The organism is Halomonas sp. MS1 (genome assembly GCF_024182575.1).
In the GTDB taxonomy this organism is placed as follows: domain Bacteria; phylum Pseudomonadota; class Gammaproteobacteria; order Pseudomonadales; family Halomonadaceae; genus Vreelandella.
In genome coordinates this window covers 3,764,299-3,780,180 of the sequence record NZ_CP098926.1, presented here as the reverse complement: position 1 = coordinate 3,780,180, position 15,882 = coordinate 3,764,299, and the positions used below count along the sequence as shown (strand labels likewise).

Genomic DNA, 15,882 nt, shown 5'->3' with positions numbered 1-15,882 from the left:
TTTTTGTGCCTGAATATTGGCTCAGCTATACGGCAAATCGCGGACGTTCATTCCGATCTGTCCGCCTCTCGATAAACGCCAGACGCCTTCGGTCATCAAATCTCGGCGCGTCATCACATAGGCAATGCTGCCCGGCTGGGTTGTGTCGCCTATGGGGTGCGCGCCGATGCAGCGGCCTGAATAGAGCCTGCTTTTGTGAATGATGTGGAAATCGATCAAGTCATTCGGCAATCGGTATTTACCCAGGCGCTTCCAGCCTCGGCGCTCCAAGCTCTTACGCCACAGTGTGGCTTGGTACCGCGCGTCCATCACATCGCTTCTGCTGGATTCCAGCGAATGCGGACATGCTCGGCGCTATCGTCAAGCGGCACCATAGTGACATTCTCAATGGTCCCAAGATCCGATAGCAGGCGCGACCAATCCTCTGCCGCGTCATCGGGCTGGCGCTGGATCTCGGTGCAGCTCTCTGACTGAGCCGCAGGAGAATTGATCTTCCGTTTTACGCGCTCGACTAATGCCGCGTAGGTTTTCTCTGACATCATCGCCTCCCTGTTACTGGTTATGCGTACAGTTATTGTGGCGAGTATAGACAACGCAGGAGAGGGGCGTCTACTGGATGGGTGCGGGGGAGTGGTCGCAATTTGGTCGCAGACTGAGTGCGACCAATGTGCTGTATGTAAGTATAGCAAATATGTAAGGTGCTGATTTATCAATAAAGCCTTGTGCAAGCGCGGCCTTTAATAATCGACGCAGCGGATTCAAAATCCGCTGCATCTATATAATTTTTCTGTGACGAGTAATTTGGACCATCCGGCTCCAATGGTACTTGATCGATTCCAACTCATTGCTCTTCGGATCTCTTTCTCTATCGACTGGTTGCCCGCATAAATCTCTTCCAGAAGGTGCATACCGTTTTCTTATTTCCTTAATGCTTTCATGATGCTGCTTAAATCTAGCCCATTCTGTTTCTCTGGCTACGTTCTTATATTTCTGTAAAGCTTCATTGAGAGAGCCCTCATCGAAGGGGGTTTTCTCGCCATAGTCTGGCTTGTTGGCATCTAGCCATTTCCATATAGGGTATCTAGCATCATTCCTTTCCTTTCTTAAGTCTCTGCCGAGGGCAAACCAGTTGCCTATGAACGCGCCGATAAGCCCGGCCAGAATGCCCAGTATCCATTCAGTCAAAACGAAATCCTCTCAATGCAAGCTTGCTGTTTGGTTGCTGACTGGCTGTAGCCAATATAAAGAATGTAAACAAAATAAGGTAGAGAGTCGGCAGTTTAGGTGGGAGAACTGCAGTGCAGGCACGGCCGTGGTTGAGGCTGATTTGCACTCATAATCCCTTGCGCGGAAGCAATAGCCTATCCATTTTCTAACTGAAAACTAGCATGTAACCTGTTGATATTTATAGAGCGAATTGGCTGTATTGGCTGGCGCTTAAACGAGTGGGTATCTATTTATAATCAATGGCTTACTTTGATAGCCGCGTGAAAATGGGGTTGCAAAGGTCGCAGGTTCGAATCCTGTCACTCCGACCAAACAGATAAAACGGTCACTTAGCTATTACAGCGGTGGCCGTTTTTTTGTTTAAAGCTTAATTCTGGATTAGCAATCATTAGCATAAGTTGCGGAGCTTTCTGACACACTATGGATTATCTAACCAAGCAGATCTTATAGGCCTAGCCTGCTAATAGACGCTGCGCGAGATAGCCTGTTGCAAAAGCAAGCCCGGCCGCGGCGGCACCCATGGAAAGAGTACGCAGGCCTGAGCGCCAAGCTGGTAGGCCGTAGACGGCGCTCTTGAGCATGCCAATAGCAAGGAATACGCCGCAAGCCAGCCCTAGACTAGCTAGAAACTGCGTTGTGGTTGCTATATTTGGTATTGTATACGGAAGTAACGGTAGAGCGCCCACGATCAAAAAAGCACTAAAGGTGACTAACGCTGCTCGAAGAGGGTTAAGTCCAACAGATGAAAGCCCATGCTCTTCTTGTAACATGGTAGTCACCCATCTATCTGGTTCACGACATAGCGTTTCCACTACTTGTTCAAGTAGTTCTCCTTCGAAACCTTTGGCGTGAAAAAGTTGGCGAATCTCTTCGCGTTCGCCCTCAGGCACTAGGTCAATATGTTGCCGTTCGATACGCTCAGTACTGGCGATCTGAGCAAGCTGTGCCTGCCCGGCTTCGTAATTGCTGACTGCCATGCTGAAGCCGTCAGCGAGTAAGTTGGCGAAACCGAGTACAAGTGCCACCTGTGGTGAAAAACCTGCGCCAAATGCCCCTGATACAACCGCAAAAGTCGTCACGCAACCATCGATACCGCCGAGCACAGCATCGGGAAGTGTTGATGCTTTTACTGGAGTCGCTAGCCGTTTGCGCACTGCATCAGGATGATGGTCACTAAGTAGACTTTCACGACTTGGGGTTGGCATATCGAGGCCTCGTACTTTCCTGGGGTAAGAGGGCCGTTGAATCATTGCTACAACCCTCAGGTTAGCCTAGCCGCAGCTTACAGCTCACTCCATATCCGCTCGCGTATGTCTTCACTGAGTTCTGATACTTTGCGCATGCGATTGAACGTTGCTTGTGTCATATCTTCTGCAGTGTTGTGGTAGCAAATTGCCATTGATGAGAGGGTTTGAGGTCCTTCAAAGCCGAGCATGCAGCAGGTTAGCTTGCTGTAGATAGGAGTCACCGCTGAAATAAAATCCAGTTCATGACGAAGTGCCCCATTGGCGGCTGCTAGCCAGATACGTTGTAGCTTGGCGATCGAATGCGTGGTTTCCACCCAAGGCTGATACCAAAGCGCCAGCATAGACTCGCTGCTGATGGACTTTGCTGTCAGATTGGGAAACAGTAACGTTGTCATTGTATTGGTCCCTCGTAGACAGATAGGAATAGTATAGCCACCATTAATAGAGTGATTGTAGTTAATGGCTGTTTATTTGATGCGGGTCATATTTCATGGCTATGATGATTTTTTGTTTTTTAGTTAATTTTTTTTTAAAATATTATACGAGTATTTGAATGGTGTAATATTGATCTTTGCTTACTTCATTGGTTGGTCGCAATATAATAAAAACACCAACTTTCACCGCTAGTGACAGCCCCTCATATCTATAGAAAATATTCATTATGATGTTTTAATCGGCGTACTCAGTCTTGATTTTGAAGCTTTATTTGCGTTGCATCATTTCCTTGTTAGTTTATAAATATTAGCAGTGTTGCGGTGCAGCAACCTGCGGTAAGCTGACCGTATAGTTAACAAGGGAGCTTATGGATGGAAAACCCTCAAACACCAGTGAAGCCTTCTCGAAAGTGGCATTGTGCCTCGATAGATCAAGCGCTGGCGTGGCAGGCCGCTACCGTCGATGGCCTATCCACCGCAGAGGCTCAGGCGCGTTTAGAGCGCTACGGGCCGAATCGTCTTCAGCAGGTTCAGGGACGTCCTTGGTATCGGCGTTTATTGGATCAGCTCAATAATATTTTAATTCTTATACTGCTGGTTGCTGCCATTGCCAGTTTCCTGCTTGGGCATGTCATCGATGCGGCAGCCATTGTGGGGGTAGTGGCCGTGATTGCGCTGATTGGTTTTATCCAGGAAGGAAAAGCTGAACAGGCGCTTGATAGCATCCGCAATATGCTTTCTCCTCAGGCTAATGTCATACGTGACGGGAAGCGCACTACCATTCCTGCCGAAGCGTTAGTACCTGGGGACATCGTGCTGGTGGAAAGTGGTGATCGGATACCTGCGGACGTGCGACTGATTGAAGCGCGGCGTTTTCGCACCGACGAGGCGGCTTTAACTGGAGAGTCGGTGCCTGTAGAGAAGCAGTCGCACCCAGTGAGTGCAGATGTGGATCTTGCGGAGCGAAGCAGTATGGCGTTTGCCAGTACGATTGTGGTGCAAGGTAATGCCCGTGGTTTGGTCGTTGAGACGGGGCGCTACACTGAAATCGGCAAAATTTCCGAACTTCTGCGTGGTGTGGAAAAAATTAAAACGCCGTTGCTTCAGCAGCTTGATCGTGCGGGCAGGGTGCTGGCAATTTTTATTTTAGGTGCCGCCGCTATTACCGCGTTGTTAGGCACGCTTCTTCATGACCAGCCCGCTGCGGATATGTTTATGGCTGCTGTCGGTCTAGCGGTGGCCGCGATTCCCGAAGGTCTACCCGCCATTGTCACCATCGGGCTCGCGCTTGGCGTGCAAAGCATGGCGAAGCGTAACGCCATTATTCGACGACTTCCTGCAGTAGAAACGTTAGGCTCCATCTCGACTATTTTTTCCGATAAAACGGGCACATTGACGCGCAATGAAATGACGGCTCAAGCGGTATGGCTGGGTGACGAGCAGTTTCTCGTCGAGGGTATCGGTTTCACGCCCAAGGGGGCTTTTTATCGACTGCGTGTCAGCGGTGAACAAGACACAGAATGTGTCGATATGGACAGTGCCCAACCGTTAAGCGATTTTTTATGTGCTGGCGTATTGTGTAACGACACTGAGCTGCAACAGCAGGCGGGACAGTATCAGATTTATGGTGACCCAACAGAGGGCGCGTTAGTGGTTGCCGGTGAAAAAGCAGGTATAAAAACGTCAGAGGTGCGCCAGCAGTTTCCGCGGGTAGATGCGATTCCTTTCGAGTCAGACTTTAAGTATATGGCCACTCTGCATGCAGAAGCTGATGGCCAGCGTATCATCGTAAAGGGAGCGCCTGATCGTTTGATAGAAATGTGCGACAGCGTTGCTACTACAAAAGGCACTGTCGCTATTGATCGTAATGAGTGGGAAAACCGTATTCACGAGCTTTCTTCGCGAGGTTTACGCGTTCTGGCCATTGCGGATAAACCTGCTGCTATTGATGAGCTAGACCATCACCATATAGAAGGCGGGTTGCGCTTACTGGGAATTATTGGCTTGCTGGACCCACCAAGAGAAGAGGCAATCGAGGCGGTTAAGCGTTGCCAACAAGCGGGTATTCGTCCCGTTATGATTACCGGTGATCATGCTTCGACAGCGCTGGCTATTGCTAAACAACTGGGTTTTGCACAAACCCAGAAAGCGCTTACCGGGCGAGAAATTGAAGCGATGTCCGATCAAGCGTTAGAAGACACTATTTTAGAGATTGATGTCTTTGCTCGAGCATCTCCAGAACATAAGCTGCGCTTAGTAAAAGCGATGCAGGCACGGGGTGGGGTTTGCTCCATGACTGGGGATGGCGTTAATGATGGGCCAGCCTTAAAGCGTGCTGATGTCGGCGTTGCTATGGGCGTGCAGGGGACTGAGGCAGCGAAAGATGCTTCTGAAATGGTATTGGCGGACGATAACTTCGCAACCATTGTCAGTGCTATTGAAGAAGGCCGCAAAGTCTACGATAACATCCGTAAAACGATCACCTTTATTCTGCCGACCAATGTTGCTCAGGGCTTGGCGATTATGCTTGCCGTGCTATCAGGCTCGGTGCTGCCGGTAACGCCGTTACAGGCATTATGGGTAAATATGGTGGTAGCGATTACGCTAGGCTTGGCATTAGCGTTTGAGAGCGGGGAGAAAGACTTAATGGCACGCCAGCCCAGAGACCCTAAAGCACCGCTGCTTGATCTATTTTTATTGTGGCGAGTGATTTTTGTGTCTGTGCTGCTGCTCGTCGGCGTCTTCGGCATGTTCTCCTGGATACTCAACCAAGGGGGCAGTGAAGCGTTAGCGCGGGCAGGGGCGGTCAATATGCTGGTCACTGGCAGTGCCGCTTATTTAATCAATAGCCGCTTTTTAATTAATAGTACGCTGTCGTTTGCCGGTATTTTTGGCAGTCGGCCGGTATGGATCGCTATTATGATGGTGATGTTGCTGCAAATGGCGTTTACCTATTTACCCTTTATGCAGCTTATCTTTGGTAGCGAAGGGTTAAGCATTACGCATTGGCTAGCTATCATTTTAAGTAGCGGAATGATTTATCTGTTAATTGAAGCTGAGAAGGTGGGCTGGCGCATGCTCAAGGCTAAATAGAAACTGAGCATGGGCTAATTGTAATGCCCTGTTTATAAAAGATCAGCGCCACCTAGGGGGATAACAAATCATAGGTGGCGCTAAGGTAATTTCCCTGTGCGCCATTTCTGTCTAGTGGTAAGGCTTGGTTTAAAACACAGCATCCACAATAATTTTGACTGCAATACCTGCCAGCAACAGCATAATGAGATTATCAAACCAGCGGTGCGGTAGGCGTTTGCCGAGCTGTGCGCCGATGGGCATGGCGGCGAGAATTACGAATAGTGCTATAAAGCTGTAAAGCGTACGTTCCAGTGTGAGTATTTCCGCACTCAGCAGCGCGGGTATTTGCACGCAGGTGATAGCAACAAAAAACACAGAGATGGAGCCGATGAATACGCGGCGCTCCAATTGCATTGCGTTTAGAAACGTCACAGATGCGGGTGCTGACATGCCCGCCGCGCCTTGCAGAACGCCAGCGAGCAAACCGACAGGCAGCACGATGCGGTTGGCAGTCGCGAAAGGAAGGGCGATCGTTCGCCTAGCTATTTTGATGATCAAATAGAGCACGATCGACGCGGCCACCCCAAGCGATAAAAGAGTGGGTGATAACACGACTAAGCCCCATGTGCCCAGCACAATGCCTAGCCCGCCAGAAAGAGAGAAGGCGGCGAGAAAACGCAGCGGTAACAAATGGTGCCGATATTGCCATACTTGTAAAATGTTGCTGAACAAATTGGGGGCTATTAACACGGCAATAGCCAGCTTCACGTCGTAGAGCATGGTGAGTACAGGGACTACGATGACTGGCACGCCAGACCCGATGGCACCTTTGATGATACCTGCTGCAATCAGCGTTAAAAGAGCAATAATCACGGGGAATTTCCTAATGTATCAGGCGCAGCGCGACTGGGTTGCGCCTGATAAAGGCTGTGCTTGCTAAATTAGTTACTTGAGAACATAGCAGGGTGTATATGCTTGTCCATCAAGTTTCATACGTCCTTGGGCGACAAATGAGGTTAATAGCTCGTCTAAGCGCTGCATGAGTTCTGGTTCAGCAGTTAACTCAAAAGGTCCATGGGCTTCAATTGCTCGAATCCCTGGCTCTTTAACGTTACCCGCCACAATGCCAGAAAAAGCACGCCGCAAGTTGGCCGCTAGTTCATGGGTAGGCTGCTGACGATGAAGCGCTAGACCACGCATAGCTTCGTGGGTGGGCTCGAAGGGCGCCTGAAAGTCACGTGCAATGGTAAGACGCCAGTTGTAGTAAAAAGCGTCCTGATGCGTGCGACGGAAGTCTGCAATCTCGTCAATTTCTTCACGCATTTTACGTGCGACGGCCACAGGGTTGCCGGTAATAATCGTGTAGTAGCGGCGGATATCCTCGCCCAGCGTATAAACTAAGAATTCATCGATTTTCTGGAAGTACTCGGCGGAATCAGCTGGACCAGTAAACACGAGTGGGTAGGGAATATCGTGATTGCTTGGATGCAGCAGAATTCCCAGTAGGTAAAGAATTTCTTCTGCAGTACCCACCCCTCCGGGGAAAACAATAATACCGTGCCCTAAACGCACGAATGCTTCGAGCCGTTTTTCGATGTCTGGCATGACAACTAGCTCATTAACGATAGGGTTGGGCGCTTCGGCTGCAATGATGCCTGGCTCAGAAATACCTAAATAGCGGCCATCTTTACGACGCTGTTTGGCATGGGCAACGTTAGCTCCTTTCATGGGGCCTTTCATGGCGCCAGGGCCGCAGCCGGTACAGATGTCTAGATCTCGCAAGCCAAGGTGATAACCAACGTCCTTGGTATATTCATACTCTTCTCTGGAAATCGAGTGGCCACCCCAGCACACCACCAAGCTTGGGTCGCGTCCTGGCTTCAGCGTGCCCGCCTTGCGCAGGATATGAAACACGGCGTTAGTTGTGCCTTCACCCGTGGTTAAATCAAACCGCTTGTGGTGTTGGATTTCGTTGTAAACATAAACAATGTCGCGAAGAATGGATGATAAATGTTCGCGTATACCACGAATCATTCGTCCGTCGACAAAGGCTTCGGCGGGCGCATTGGTTAGCTTAAGACGGATGCCTCGGTCTTGCTGTAAGACTTCAATATCAAAGTCTTTGTAGGCTTCCATAATGGCCAAACTATCATCCGTTGGGCTGCCGCAGTTAAGCACCGCGAGTGCACAGCGGCGTAGCAGATCATGCAAGCCACTTTTAGAGGTGCTTTTTAAACGGTTGACCTCATGCTGGGAAAGCACTTCGAGGCTGCCTTCCGGGGAAATAATGCTGGAAATGGTGGCGCGCGGCACTGGGAGTTGCGTCATTAGTCTGGCTGTCCCTAATCATATTGTTAACGAAACCACATACTATCATGGCCTTTACTAACTGAATTCAAGCAATAAGGGTAGTGATGGTCCTTAGCGTCCGTTTAAGAGTCGGATTGTGCTACTCTGTGCTCTCGTTAAGAGCACACGGTGGCTAGTCAAGATGGCGCTTTATTATGTTTAATGCCCAGTATTTTCGGACGTTTATAACGTTAGTGGAAACGGGGAGTTTCACACGAACTGCGCGCCGTTTGGAGATGACGCAGCCTGGCGTCAGCCAGCATATCCGCAAGTTAGAAAGCTATTTAGATAAACCGCTGATAGAGAGAAAGGGCAGAAGTTTTACGCTAACGGAGTCTGGACGAAGGGCTTATGATTATGCGTTGAAGCTATTTGCCGAGCATGAGCAGTTTCGCCATGGTTTAGATGACGACTCGCTGGATAGCGGTGAATGCCGGATTGCATCCCCAGGAAGTGTTGGGTTGATGTTTTATCCTTTTATTCTTGGCCAGCAGCAGATGCACCCCAACTTAACGGTCAATTACAGTTTTGCTTTTAATCACGAAATCGTTAATGACCTGCTTGAAGGCCGCTACGATATTGGCATCGTGACTGAGCAGGTCAACCATACCGAACTGACCTGCACGGTATGGCACAAAGAGCCATTATGTTTAGTCGTGCCTGCTGATTTTGCTGGCAGCACGCTAACCGACCTGATGGGCATTGGTTTTCTTAATTACTACGACGGCATTAATCACGCCAATGCACTGCTGCGCGCCAATTATCCAGACGAATTTCGTTCAATGACGCATTTTCGGCATCAGGGGTTTACTAACGAAGTGAGCATGGTGCTGGATGCGGTCGCGCGAGGGCTAGGTTTTACCGTTGTCTCACGCTTGGTGTTAGAAACCTCTCCTTGGCAACGCCAAGTAAAAGCGTTGGCGTTACCTCAAGGGATTAATGAAGTGCTTTATCTGCTGCGCCGGCGAGATTCGGTCTTGCCGAAACGTTATGAAAAGTTACTGGAGGGGTTTCATCACCAACGCCTGCAAGAAAAAACGCCCCTGGTGCCCGAATAACGAGCGCCAAGGGCGTTTAAGAGACAGGGATGTCTTGTCGTTTAATAGTGTATGCGTTGAGTATTAACGACGGTATTCGTCAATGCTGGGGCAAGTGCAGATAAGTTGCCGATCACCGAATACGTTATCAACGCGGTTAACCGCAGGCCAATACTTTGACGCAGCAACAGCCTCTGTTGGGAAGGCGCCCAGTTTACGGTCATAAGGGCGTTGCCACTCGCTATCCATCAAATCTGCTTGGGTATGAGGGGCATTCACCAACGGGTTATTATCCAGCGGCCAATCACCCTTTTCGACGCGCGCAATCTCTTCTCGAATCGCGATCATGGCATCACAGAAGCGATCAATTTCGTAGAGTGACTCAGACTCTGTAGGCTCGATCATCAGTGTGCCTGGCACTGGGAACGACATGGTCGGCGCATGGAAGCCGTAGTCCATCAGACGCTTGGCAATATCTTCTTCACTGATACCGGAAGCACTCTTGAGCGGACGAATATCGATGATGCACTCGTGGGCGACATTGCCGTTCTGGCCACGGTAGAGAATCGGATAAGCACTCTCTAATCGCTTGGCAATATAATTGGCATTAAGAATAGCCAGCTCTGTTGCTTCGCGAAGCCCACGTGCGCCCATCATCTTAATGTAAGCCCAGGAAATTGGCAGAATTGACGCGCTGCCAAATGCTGCAGCGGAAACCGCACTGTTTTCTGGGTTAACACCATTAATAGGCGTAACCACGTGATTGGAAACAAAGGGAGCAAGGTGAGCTTTGACACCAATCGGGCCCATGCCCGGGCCACCGCCACCGTGGGGTATACAAAATGTTTTGTGCAGATTGAGGTGCGAGACATCGCCGCCGAAGTCACCGGGCCGCGTCAACCCCACCTGAGCATTCATGTTGGCACCATCCACATACACTTGGCCGCCATGCTGATGTACTACCTCGCAAACCTTGCGAACATGGGACTCAAATACACCGTGAGTAGAGGGATACGTGATCATTACGGCAGATAGGCGATCACTGTGTTGCTCGGCTTTGCGCGTTAGATCATCCAGGTCAATGTTGCCGTTGGCGTCACACTCAACTACGACAACGTCCATGCTCAGCATGGCGGCCGACGCTGGGTTAGTGCCGTGGGCGGAGCTGGGGATTAAGCACACATCACGATGAGCTTCACCTTGTGCTGCCTGATAGCGACGAATGGCCAGCAGACCCGCATATTCACCCTGGGCACCCGAGTTGGGTTGCATGGAGATATGGTCATACCCCGTCACTTCCACTAAGAAGGCGGCTAGCTCATCAATCATTTGATGATAGCCCGCCACTTGGTCGCGAGGGGCGAACGGGTGGAGGTGCGCAAACGCAGGCCAGGAGATCGGAATCATTTCACTGGTAGCGTTTAGCTTCATCGTGCACGAACCCAGCGGGATCATGGCATGAGCCAAGGAAAGGTCTTTATTCTCGAGACGCTTCAAATAACGCAGCATCTCGGTTTCGCTGCGATAACGGGTAAACGTGGGGTGTTCCAAAAAGCTGCTTTCACGCCGATACAGCGCAGGAATGCCGCTGAGCTCGTCACTAATGACCTGTCCATCAAGCGCTGCGACGGACAAGCCGTGCTCATCGCCTAACAGCACATCAAACAGCGTCGCGACGTCGTGAGCCGTTGTCGTTTCATCCAGGCTAATGCCCACATCGCCATTGGCGAAGTAATGAAGGTTGATATCATGCGTCATGGCGCGGCCATGAATTTTACCCGCATCTATTTGAGTCAGGCGGAGCGTATCAAACCAGCTGTCGTTCGCTAACGTGACCCCACCTTGCTTAAGGCCTTCCGCTAATAAAGTAGTGAGGCGATGCACGCGGCCTGCAATTTTGCGAAGACCTTCTGCACCATGGTAGGTGGCGTAGAAGCCAGCAATATTTGCTAGTAGTGCCTGAGCAGTACAAATATTGGAGGTCGCTTTCTCGCGGCGGATATGCTGCTCGCGGGTTTGCATGGCCATGCGCAATGCAGTGTTACCGCGGCTATCTTTGGAGACACCAATAATGCGGCCAGGAATCGAGCGCTTTAGCTTATCGGATGTGGCGAAGAAAGCCGCATGCGGTCCACCAAAGCCCATGGGGACACCAAAACGCTGGGAGTTACCGACAACGATATCAGCGCCCATTGCACCTGGTTCTTTAAGCAACACGAGGCTCAATAGATCCGTGGCGACGCACGTCATGATGCCGCGTTCTTTGGCGGCGCTTAGTAGTGGAGAAAGGTCCGTGATGTTGCCACTGGCGGAAGGGTATTGCACCAGGGCACCAAACACATCGTGTTCTGCCAGCGTTTCAGCGGGGCCACTGATTAGCTCAAAGCCAAAAAACTCCGCGCGAGTTTTAATAACGTCTAACGTTTGCGGAAATAGATCATCGGCAACAAAGAAGGTTGTTGACTTACTTTTCTTGTTGCTGCGCTTGCATAGTGCCATCGCTTCCGCTGCAGCCGTCGCTTCGTCCAGCAATGAAGCATTAGCAAGCTCCATGCCGGTTAAATCCATAATGACCTGCTGAAAGTTAAGCAGGCCCTCTAGTCGGCCTTGAGAGATCTCAGGCTGATAAGGCGTATAAGCGGTGTACCAGCCCGGATTTTCCAGCACATTGCGCTGAATGACCGCTGGCATGTGGGTGCCGTAGTAACCTTGGCCGATGTAGCTCTTAGCCACACGATTTTGGCGCGCCAGCTGGCTTAAGTAGTCTAGCGCTTCTGCTTCGCTGCGTGGGTCGTCCAGGGCTAACTCACGGCCAAGGCGGATATCGCTTGGCACGGTTTGCTCAATAAGATCTTCCATGCGCTGCAAATTGAGCGCTTTTAACATAGTGTCGACATCAGCGGGGCTAGGCCCATTGTGGCGTTTGATAAAAGCATCATGGTCGGCCAGTTCGGCCAAACGGCGTGTTTCAAATGGCATGGGAGGGTTCCGAACGTAATGAGAAAACCGCGCAGGGTGAAACTAGAAAGCCTGCTTTACGCAGGCTTTCCGACTAATTAATCGTCTGAACTAAGTGTTGCCTGGTAAGCATCTGCGTCTAGCAACCCGTCAAGGGCTGTGTCTGTCAGGCGCACCTTCATGATCCAACCACCTTCATAAGGCGCTTCATTGACGGTCTCCGGCGAATCTTCAAGCGCCTCATTCACTTCGATAACTTCACCGTTAACCGGCGAGTAAAGGTCAGAAGCCGCCTTAACAGACTCGATAACGCCGAACTCTTGGCCTTTGTTGAGTGCCTGACCGACTTCTGGCAGTTCAACGAAAACAACGTCACCCAGCGCTTCTTGGGCATGATCAGTAATGCCGATAGTGACGGTACCGTCTTGGTGGTCAAGTACCCATTCGTGGCTTGCGGCATAACGAAGATTGGCAGGAAGATTGCTCATGATGATTCCCTTTATGAAACAGTTGTCTGGACAGGAGCATACTAACGCCTGTCGTTCGCCTTGGCGACTATTGGCCAGTTCTAAGCCAGGCGATCTGTGCCCTATGTTAACGTGTTTCCGATCGGAAACAAATTTCTTCAACGCCCCATGGTGGCAAAAAAACCACGTCGTGTTTCCTGATGCTTTATATCTGCTAGTTTTTTTGAAAACAGATGCTTTCTCTACTGAGTTGCGACATCACAATGGGTGCGCACTAGGAAAATGGTGCAAAACATGCCAATTATGCGTTTTTTCAAAGCGTGAGACGCGCTATGGTGGAAACGTTTGATAACCTCAGTAGCATAAAACAAGGCAGCTTGACTGCCCGGTGCCCATAATAAACGAGCTAACGAACAGGGTAAGGAGAAACACGTGGAAATACTAACCAACCTCCTAGGGGCAATTAACGGTGTCGTTTGGGGCCCGATAATGTTGGTCCTACTGCTAGGCGTAGGGATTTACTTACAGATTGGCTTGAAGCTGATGCCGATTAGAAAGCTCGGTGTGGGTTTCAAGCTCATGTGGAAGGGCCGCGACACTAAGCCTAGCAAAGCAGATGCTGACCAGGTGTCTGCTGACCAAGACGGTGAGATTTCACCTTTTGATGCACTGATGACGGCGCTATCCGCGACGATTGGCACAGGTAATATCGCGGGTGTGGCAACGGCTATTGCGCTTGGTGGCCCAGGCGCGGTGTTCTGGATGTGGATCACTGCGTTAGTGGGGATGGCCACTAAATTTTCCGAAGCAGTTCTTGCTGTGCGTTATCGTGAAACCGATAGCACTGGCTACCACGTCGGTGGCCCGATGTTCTATATAAAGAATGGCCTCGGTAAGAAATGGCTCTGGCTGGGTGGGCTATTCTCATTCTTTGGTGCGGTAGCGGCTTTTGGGATCGGTAATACCGTACAGTCAAACTCTGTAGCGGATGCAATGGACTCTACCTTTGGTGTTCCGCATTGGCTAACCGGCGTAATTATCATGGTGCTGGCGGGGGCTGTTATCCTCGGCGGCATTAAGCGCATTGCAAAAGTAGCCGGTAAACTAGTGCCCATCATGGGGATTGCTTACGTGATTGCCGGGCTGTTGGTCTTGATCGTGAATGCAAGCCAAATTGGTGAAGCGTTTGGTTTGATTTTCTATTACGCCTTTAATCCGATGGCAGCAGCGGGTGGCTTTGCCGGTGCGGCAGTCATGGCTGCTATCCGGTTTGGTGTAGCACGCGGTATTTTCTCTAACGAAGCAGGTTTAGGTAGTGCACCCATTGCACACGCAGCAGCGCAGACCAAAAACCCGGTTCGCCAAGGCCTCATCGCCATGCTGGGCACCTTTATCGATACGATTGTCGTTTGTACCATTACGGCACTGGTTATTTTGACCTCCACAGTATGGATTGATGGTGAGGCGGGTGCATCACTGACGGCGCTTTCGTTCGATGCTGCCTTGCCCGGTTTTGGTAACCAGATTGTTGCGATTGCCCTGGCTGTGTTTGCCTTCACCACGATTCTTGGCTGGTCTTTCTACGGCGAGAAGTGCTGTCAGTTCCTGTTCGGTACACGTTCGATTATGCTGTATCGCGTGCTGTTCGTTCTGGCAATCCCGCTGGGTGCTATCGCGCAGCTTGGTTTTATTTGGCTGATGGCTGATACCTTTAACGCTATGATGGCCATTCCGAACTTGATCGCGTTGGCGCTACTTTCGCCAGTGGTATTCAAACTTACCCGTGATTACTTTGCAGGCAAAGACGTGCTGCCAGGTGAAGCGCTGGATCATGATAAGTAAGCCCTATTCAACGTAATATGGGCCGATAAGATGTAATAGAGCCGGGAAGCCAGTCATGGCTTCCCGTTTCTCTTTCTCGACCGAGGAAATCCCATGACCGACCTTAAACAGACGCCACTTCATGAATTGCATCTTTCGCTAGGAGCCAAAATGGTTCCCTTTGCGGGTTATGACATGCCGGTGCAATACCCATTGGGTGTCAAAAAAGAGCATGAGCACACGCGTCAACAATGTGGGCTGTTTGATGTTTCTCACATGGGCCAAATAGCGGTTTCTGGCGACAATGTTGCTGAGGCGCTTGAGTCACTCATCCCAGCAGACCTAGTGGGGTTAAGCAAAGGTGAGCAGCGCTATGGACTATTAACCGGGACTGATGGCGGTATTATCGATGATCTAATGGCCGTCAATGCAGGTGATCATTTTTATCTGGTCGTCAATGCTGCTTGCAAAGAGCAGGATATTGCCCATCTGCGCACCAATCTTTCTGCTACACATCACATAGAGGTACTCGACCGTGGGCTACTGGCTCTGCAAGGCCCGCAAGCCCGCGATGTCATGGAACGTCTGTGCCCCCAAGCGTGTGAGTTAACGTTTATGCAGCATGGCCGCTTCACGATGGCGGGGCAGGAAGTCTGGATTAGTCGTAGCGGTTACACCGGTGAAGATGGCTTTGAAATATCAGTGGCTTCTGATGCATGCCAGGCATTGGCAGAGCAGCTGTTAGCTGAACCCGAAGTTGAAGCAATTGGCTTGGGTGCGCGCGACTCGCTTCGCCTAGAAGCAGGGCTGTGTTTGTACGGGCACGATATGGATATGACAACGACGCCTGTAGAAGCTGGGCTTATTTGGGCGATTGGTAAGCCTCGCCGACAGGCTGGGGAGCGTCCGGCAGGTTTCCCAGGGGCGGAGCTTATTCTGCACCAAGTAGCCGCGAAAGATCACACGCGTAAGCGGGTAGGGCTAGTGGCAGAAGGGCGTGCACCAGTAAGAGAGGGCGCGCTTTTAGTTGATGCAAAGGGCAATGAAATTGGTGTTGTGACTTCCGGTGGCTTTGGGCCAAGTGTTGGTAAGCCAATTGCCATGGGGTACGTGGGGCGTGAATGGGAAGCGCCGGAGACCACAGTTTATGCGTTGGTGAGAGGTAAACAGCTGCCGATGGTGGTGACACCAACTCCGTTTGTGAAGCCAGGCTATTATCGCGGCTAACACCGCCACTGTTCATGAAAAAAGCCCCTGAAATTCAGGG

General features: G+C 50.7%; 13 protein-coding genes. 4 read left to right on the top strand and 9 right to left on the bottom strand.

The window, feature by feature from the left end; translation table 11 throughout:
• Window positions 1-21: 21 nt before the first annotated feature.
• The 5 genes from NF683_RS17450 to NF683_RS17430 form a co-directional block, all read right to left on the bottom strand.
• Window positions 22-309, bottom strand: coding sequence for a hypothetical protein (locus NF683_RS17450; protein WP_253920531.1), 288 nt, complete (start codon window positions 307-309; stop codon window positions 22-24).
• Window positions 309-539, bottom strand: a complete 231-nt coding sequence (locus NF683_RS17445; protein WP_253920530.1) for a DUF1654 domain-containing protein — start codon at window positions 537-539, stop codon at window positions 309-311. The genes NF683_RS17450 and NF683_RS17445 overlap by 1 nt, the downstream gene beginning before the upstream one ends.
• A gap of 235 nt (window positions 540-774) precedes the next feature.
• Window positions 775-1,185 carry a hypothetical protein gene (locus tag NF683_RS17440; RefSeq protein WP_253920529.1) on the bottom strand — a complete coding sequence of 137 codons (411 nt, stop codon included), beginning with the start codon at window positions 1,183-1,185 and terminating at the stop codon, window positions 775-777.
• A 494-nt stretch (window positions 1,186-1,679) separates the two neighbouring features.
• On the bottom strand, window positions 1,680-2,432 hold the full coding sequence (locus NF683_RS17435) for a VIT1/CCC1 transporter family protein (protein WP_089038433.1): 753 nt from the start codon (window positions 2,430-2,432) through the stop codon (window positions 1,680-1,682).
• Window positions 2,433-2,509: 77 nt separating this feature from the next.
• On the bottom strand, window positions 2,510-2,869 hold the full coding sequence (locus NF683_RS17430; RefSeq protein WP_089038432.1) for a hypothetical protein: 360 nt from the start codon (window positions 2,867-2,869) through the stop codon (window positions 2,510-2,512).
• 411 nt (window positions 2,870-3,280) lie between these two features.
• Here NF683_RS17430 and NF683_RS17425 point away from each other — a divergent pair, with 411 nt between their 5' ends.
• Window positions 3,281-6,001: an HAD-IC family P-type ATPase gene (locus NF683_RS17425; protein ID WP_089038431.1), complete on the top strand. Its 2,721-nt coding sequence runs from the start codon at window positions 3,281-3,283 to the stop codon at window positions 5,999-6,001.
• Between the two features lie 129 nt (window positions 6,002-6,130).
• Here the strand turns inward: NF683_RS17425 and NF683_RS17420 are convergent, their stop codons facing one another.
• Both NF683_RS17420 and ppnN read right to left on the bottom strand, forming a co-directional pair.
• The gene (locus tag NF683_RS17420) at window positions 6,131-6,856 is read right to left on the bottom strand and encodes a sulfite exporter TauE/SafE family protein (RefSeq protein ID WP_089038430.1); all 726 of its coding nucleotides are present in this window, start codon (window positions 6,854-6,856) and stop codon (window positions 6,131-6,133) included.
• Window positions 6,857-6,928: 72 nt separating this feature from the next.
• Entirely contained in the window at window positions 6,929-8,311 is a 1,383-nt protein-coding gene (gene ppnN / locus NF683_RS17415) for a nucleotide 5'-monophosphate nucleosidase PpnN (protein WP_089038429.1), read from the bottom strand.
• A 176-nt stretch (window positions 8,312-8,487) separates the two neighbouring features.
• On the opposite strand from ppnN, the gene NF683_RS17410 reads away from it, so the two are divergent.
• Window positions 8,488-9,390 (top strand): LysR family transcriptional regulator, encoded by a 903-nt coding sequence (locus NF683_RS17410; RefSeq protein WP_038484441.1) that lies wholly within the window; start codon window positions 8,488-8,490, stop codon window positions 9,388-9,390.
• A 63-nt stretch (window positions 9,391-9,453) separates the two neighbouring features.
• Here the strand turns inward: NF683_RS17410 and gcvP are convergent, their stop codons facing one another.
• Window positions 9,454-12,348, bottom strand: coding sequence for an aminomethyl-transferring glycine dehydrogenase (gene gcvP / locus NF683_RS17405; protein ID WP_253920527.1), 2,895 nt, complete (start codon window positions 12,346-12,348; stop codon window positions 9,454-9,456).
• 77 nt (window positions 12,349-12,425) lie between these two features.
• Window positions 12,426-12,815, bottom strand: a complete 390-nt coding sequence (gene gcvH / locus NF683_RS17400; protein ID WP_089038427.1) for a glycine cleavage system protein GcvH — start codon at window positions 12,813-12,815, stop codon at window positions 12,426-12,428.
• Between the two features lie 411 nt (window positions 12,816-13,226).
• Between gcvH and NF683_RS17395 the strand changes: the two genes are divergently transcribed.
• The gene (locus NF683_RS17395; protein WP_253920526.1) at window positions 13,227-14,636 is read left to right on the top strand and encodes an alanine/glycine:cation symporter family protein; all 1,410 of its coding nucleotides are present in this window, start codon (window positions 13,227-13,229) and stop codon (window positions 14,634-14,636) included.
• 93 nt (window positions 14,637-14,729) lie between these two features.
• Window positions 14,730-15,842: a glycine cleavage system aminomethyltransferase GcvT gene (gene gcvT / locus NF683_RS17390; RefSeq protein ID WP_089038425.1), complete on the top strand. Its 1,113-nt coding sequence runs from the start codon at window positions 14,730-14,732 to the stop codon at window positions 15,840-15,842.
• Window positions 15,843-15,882 lie beyond the last annotated feature (40 nt).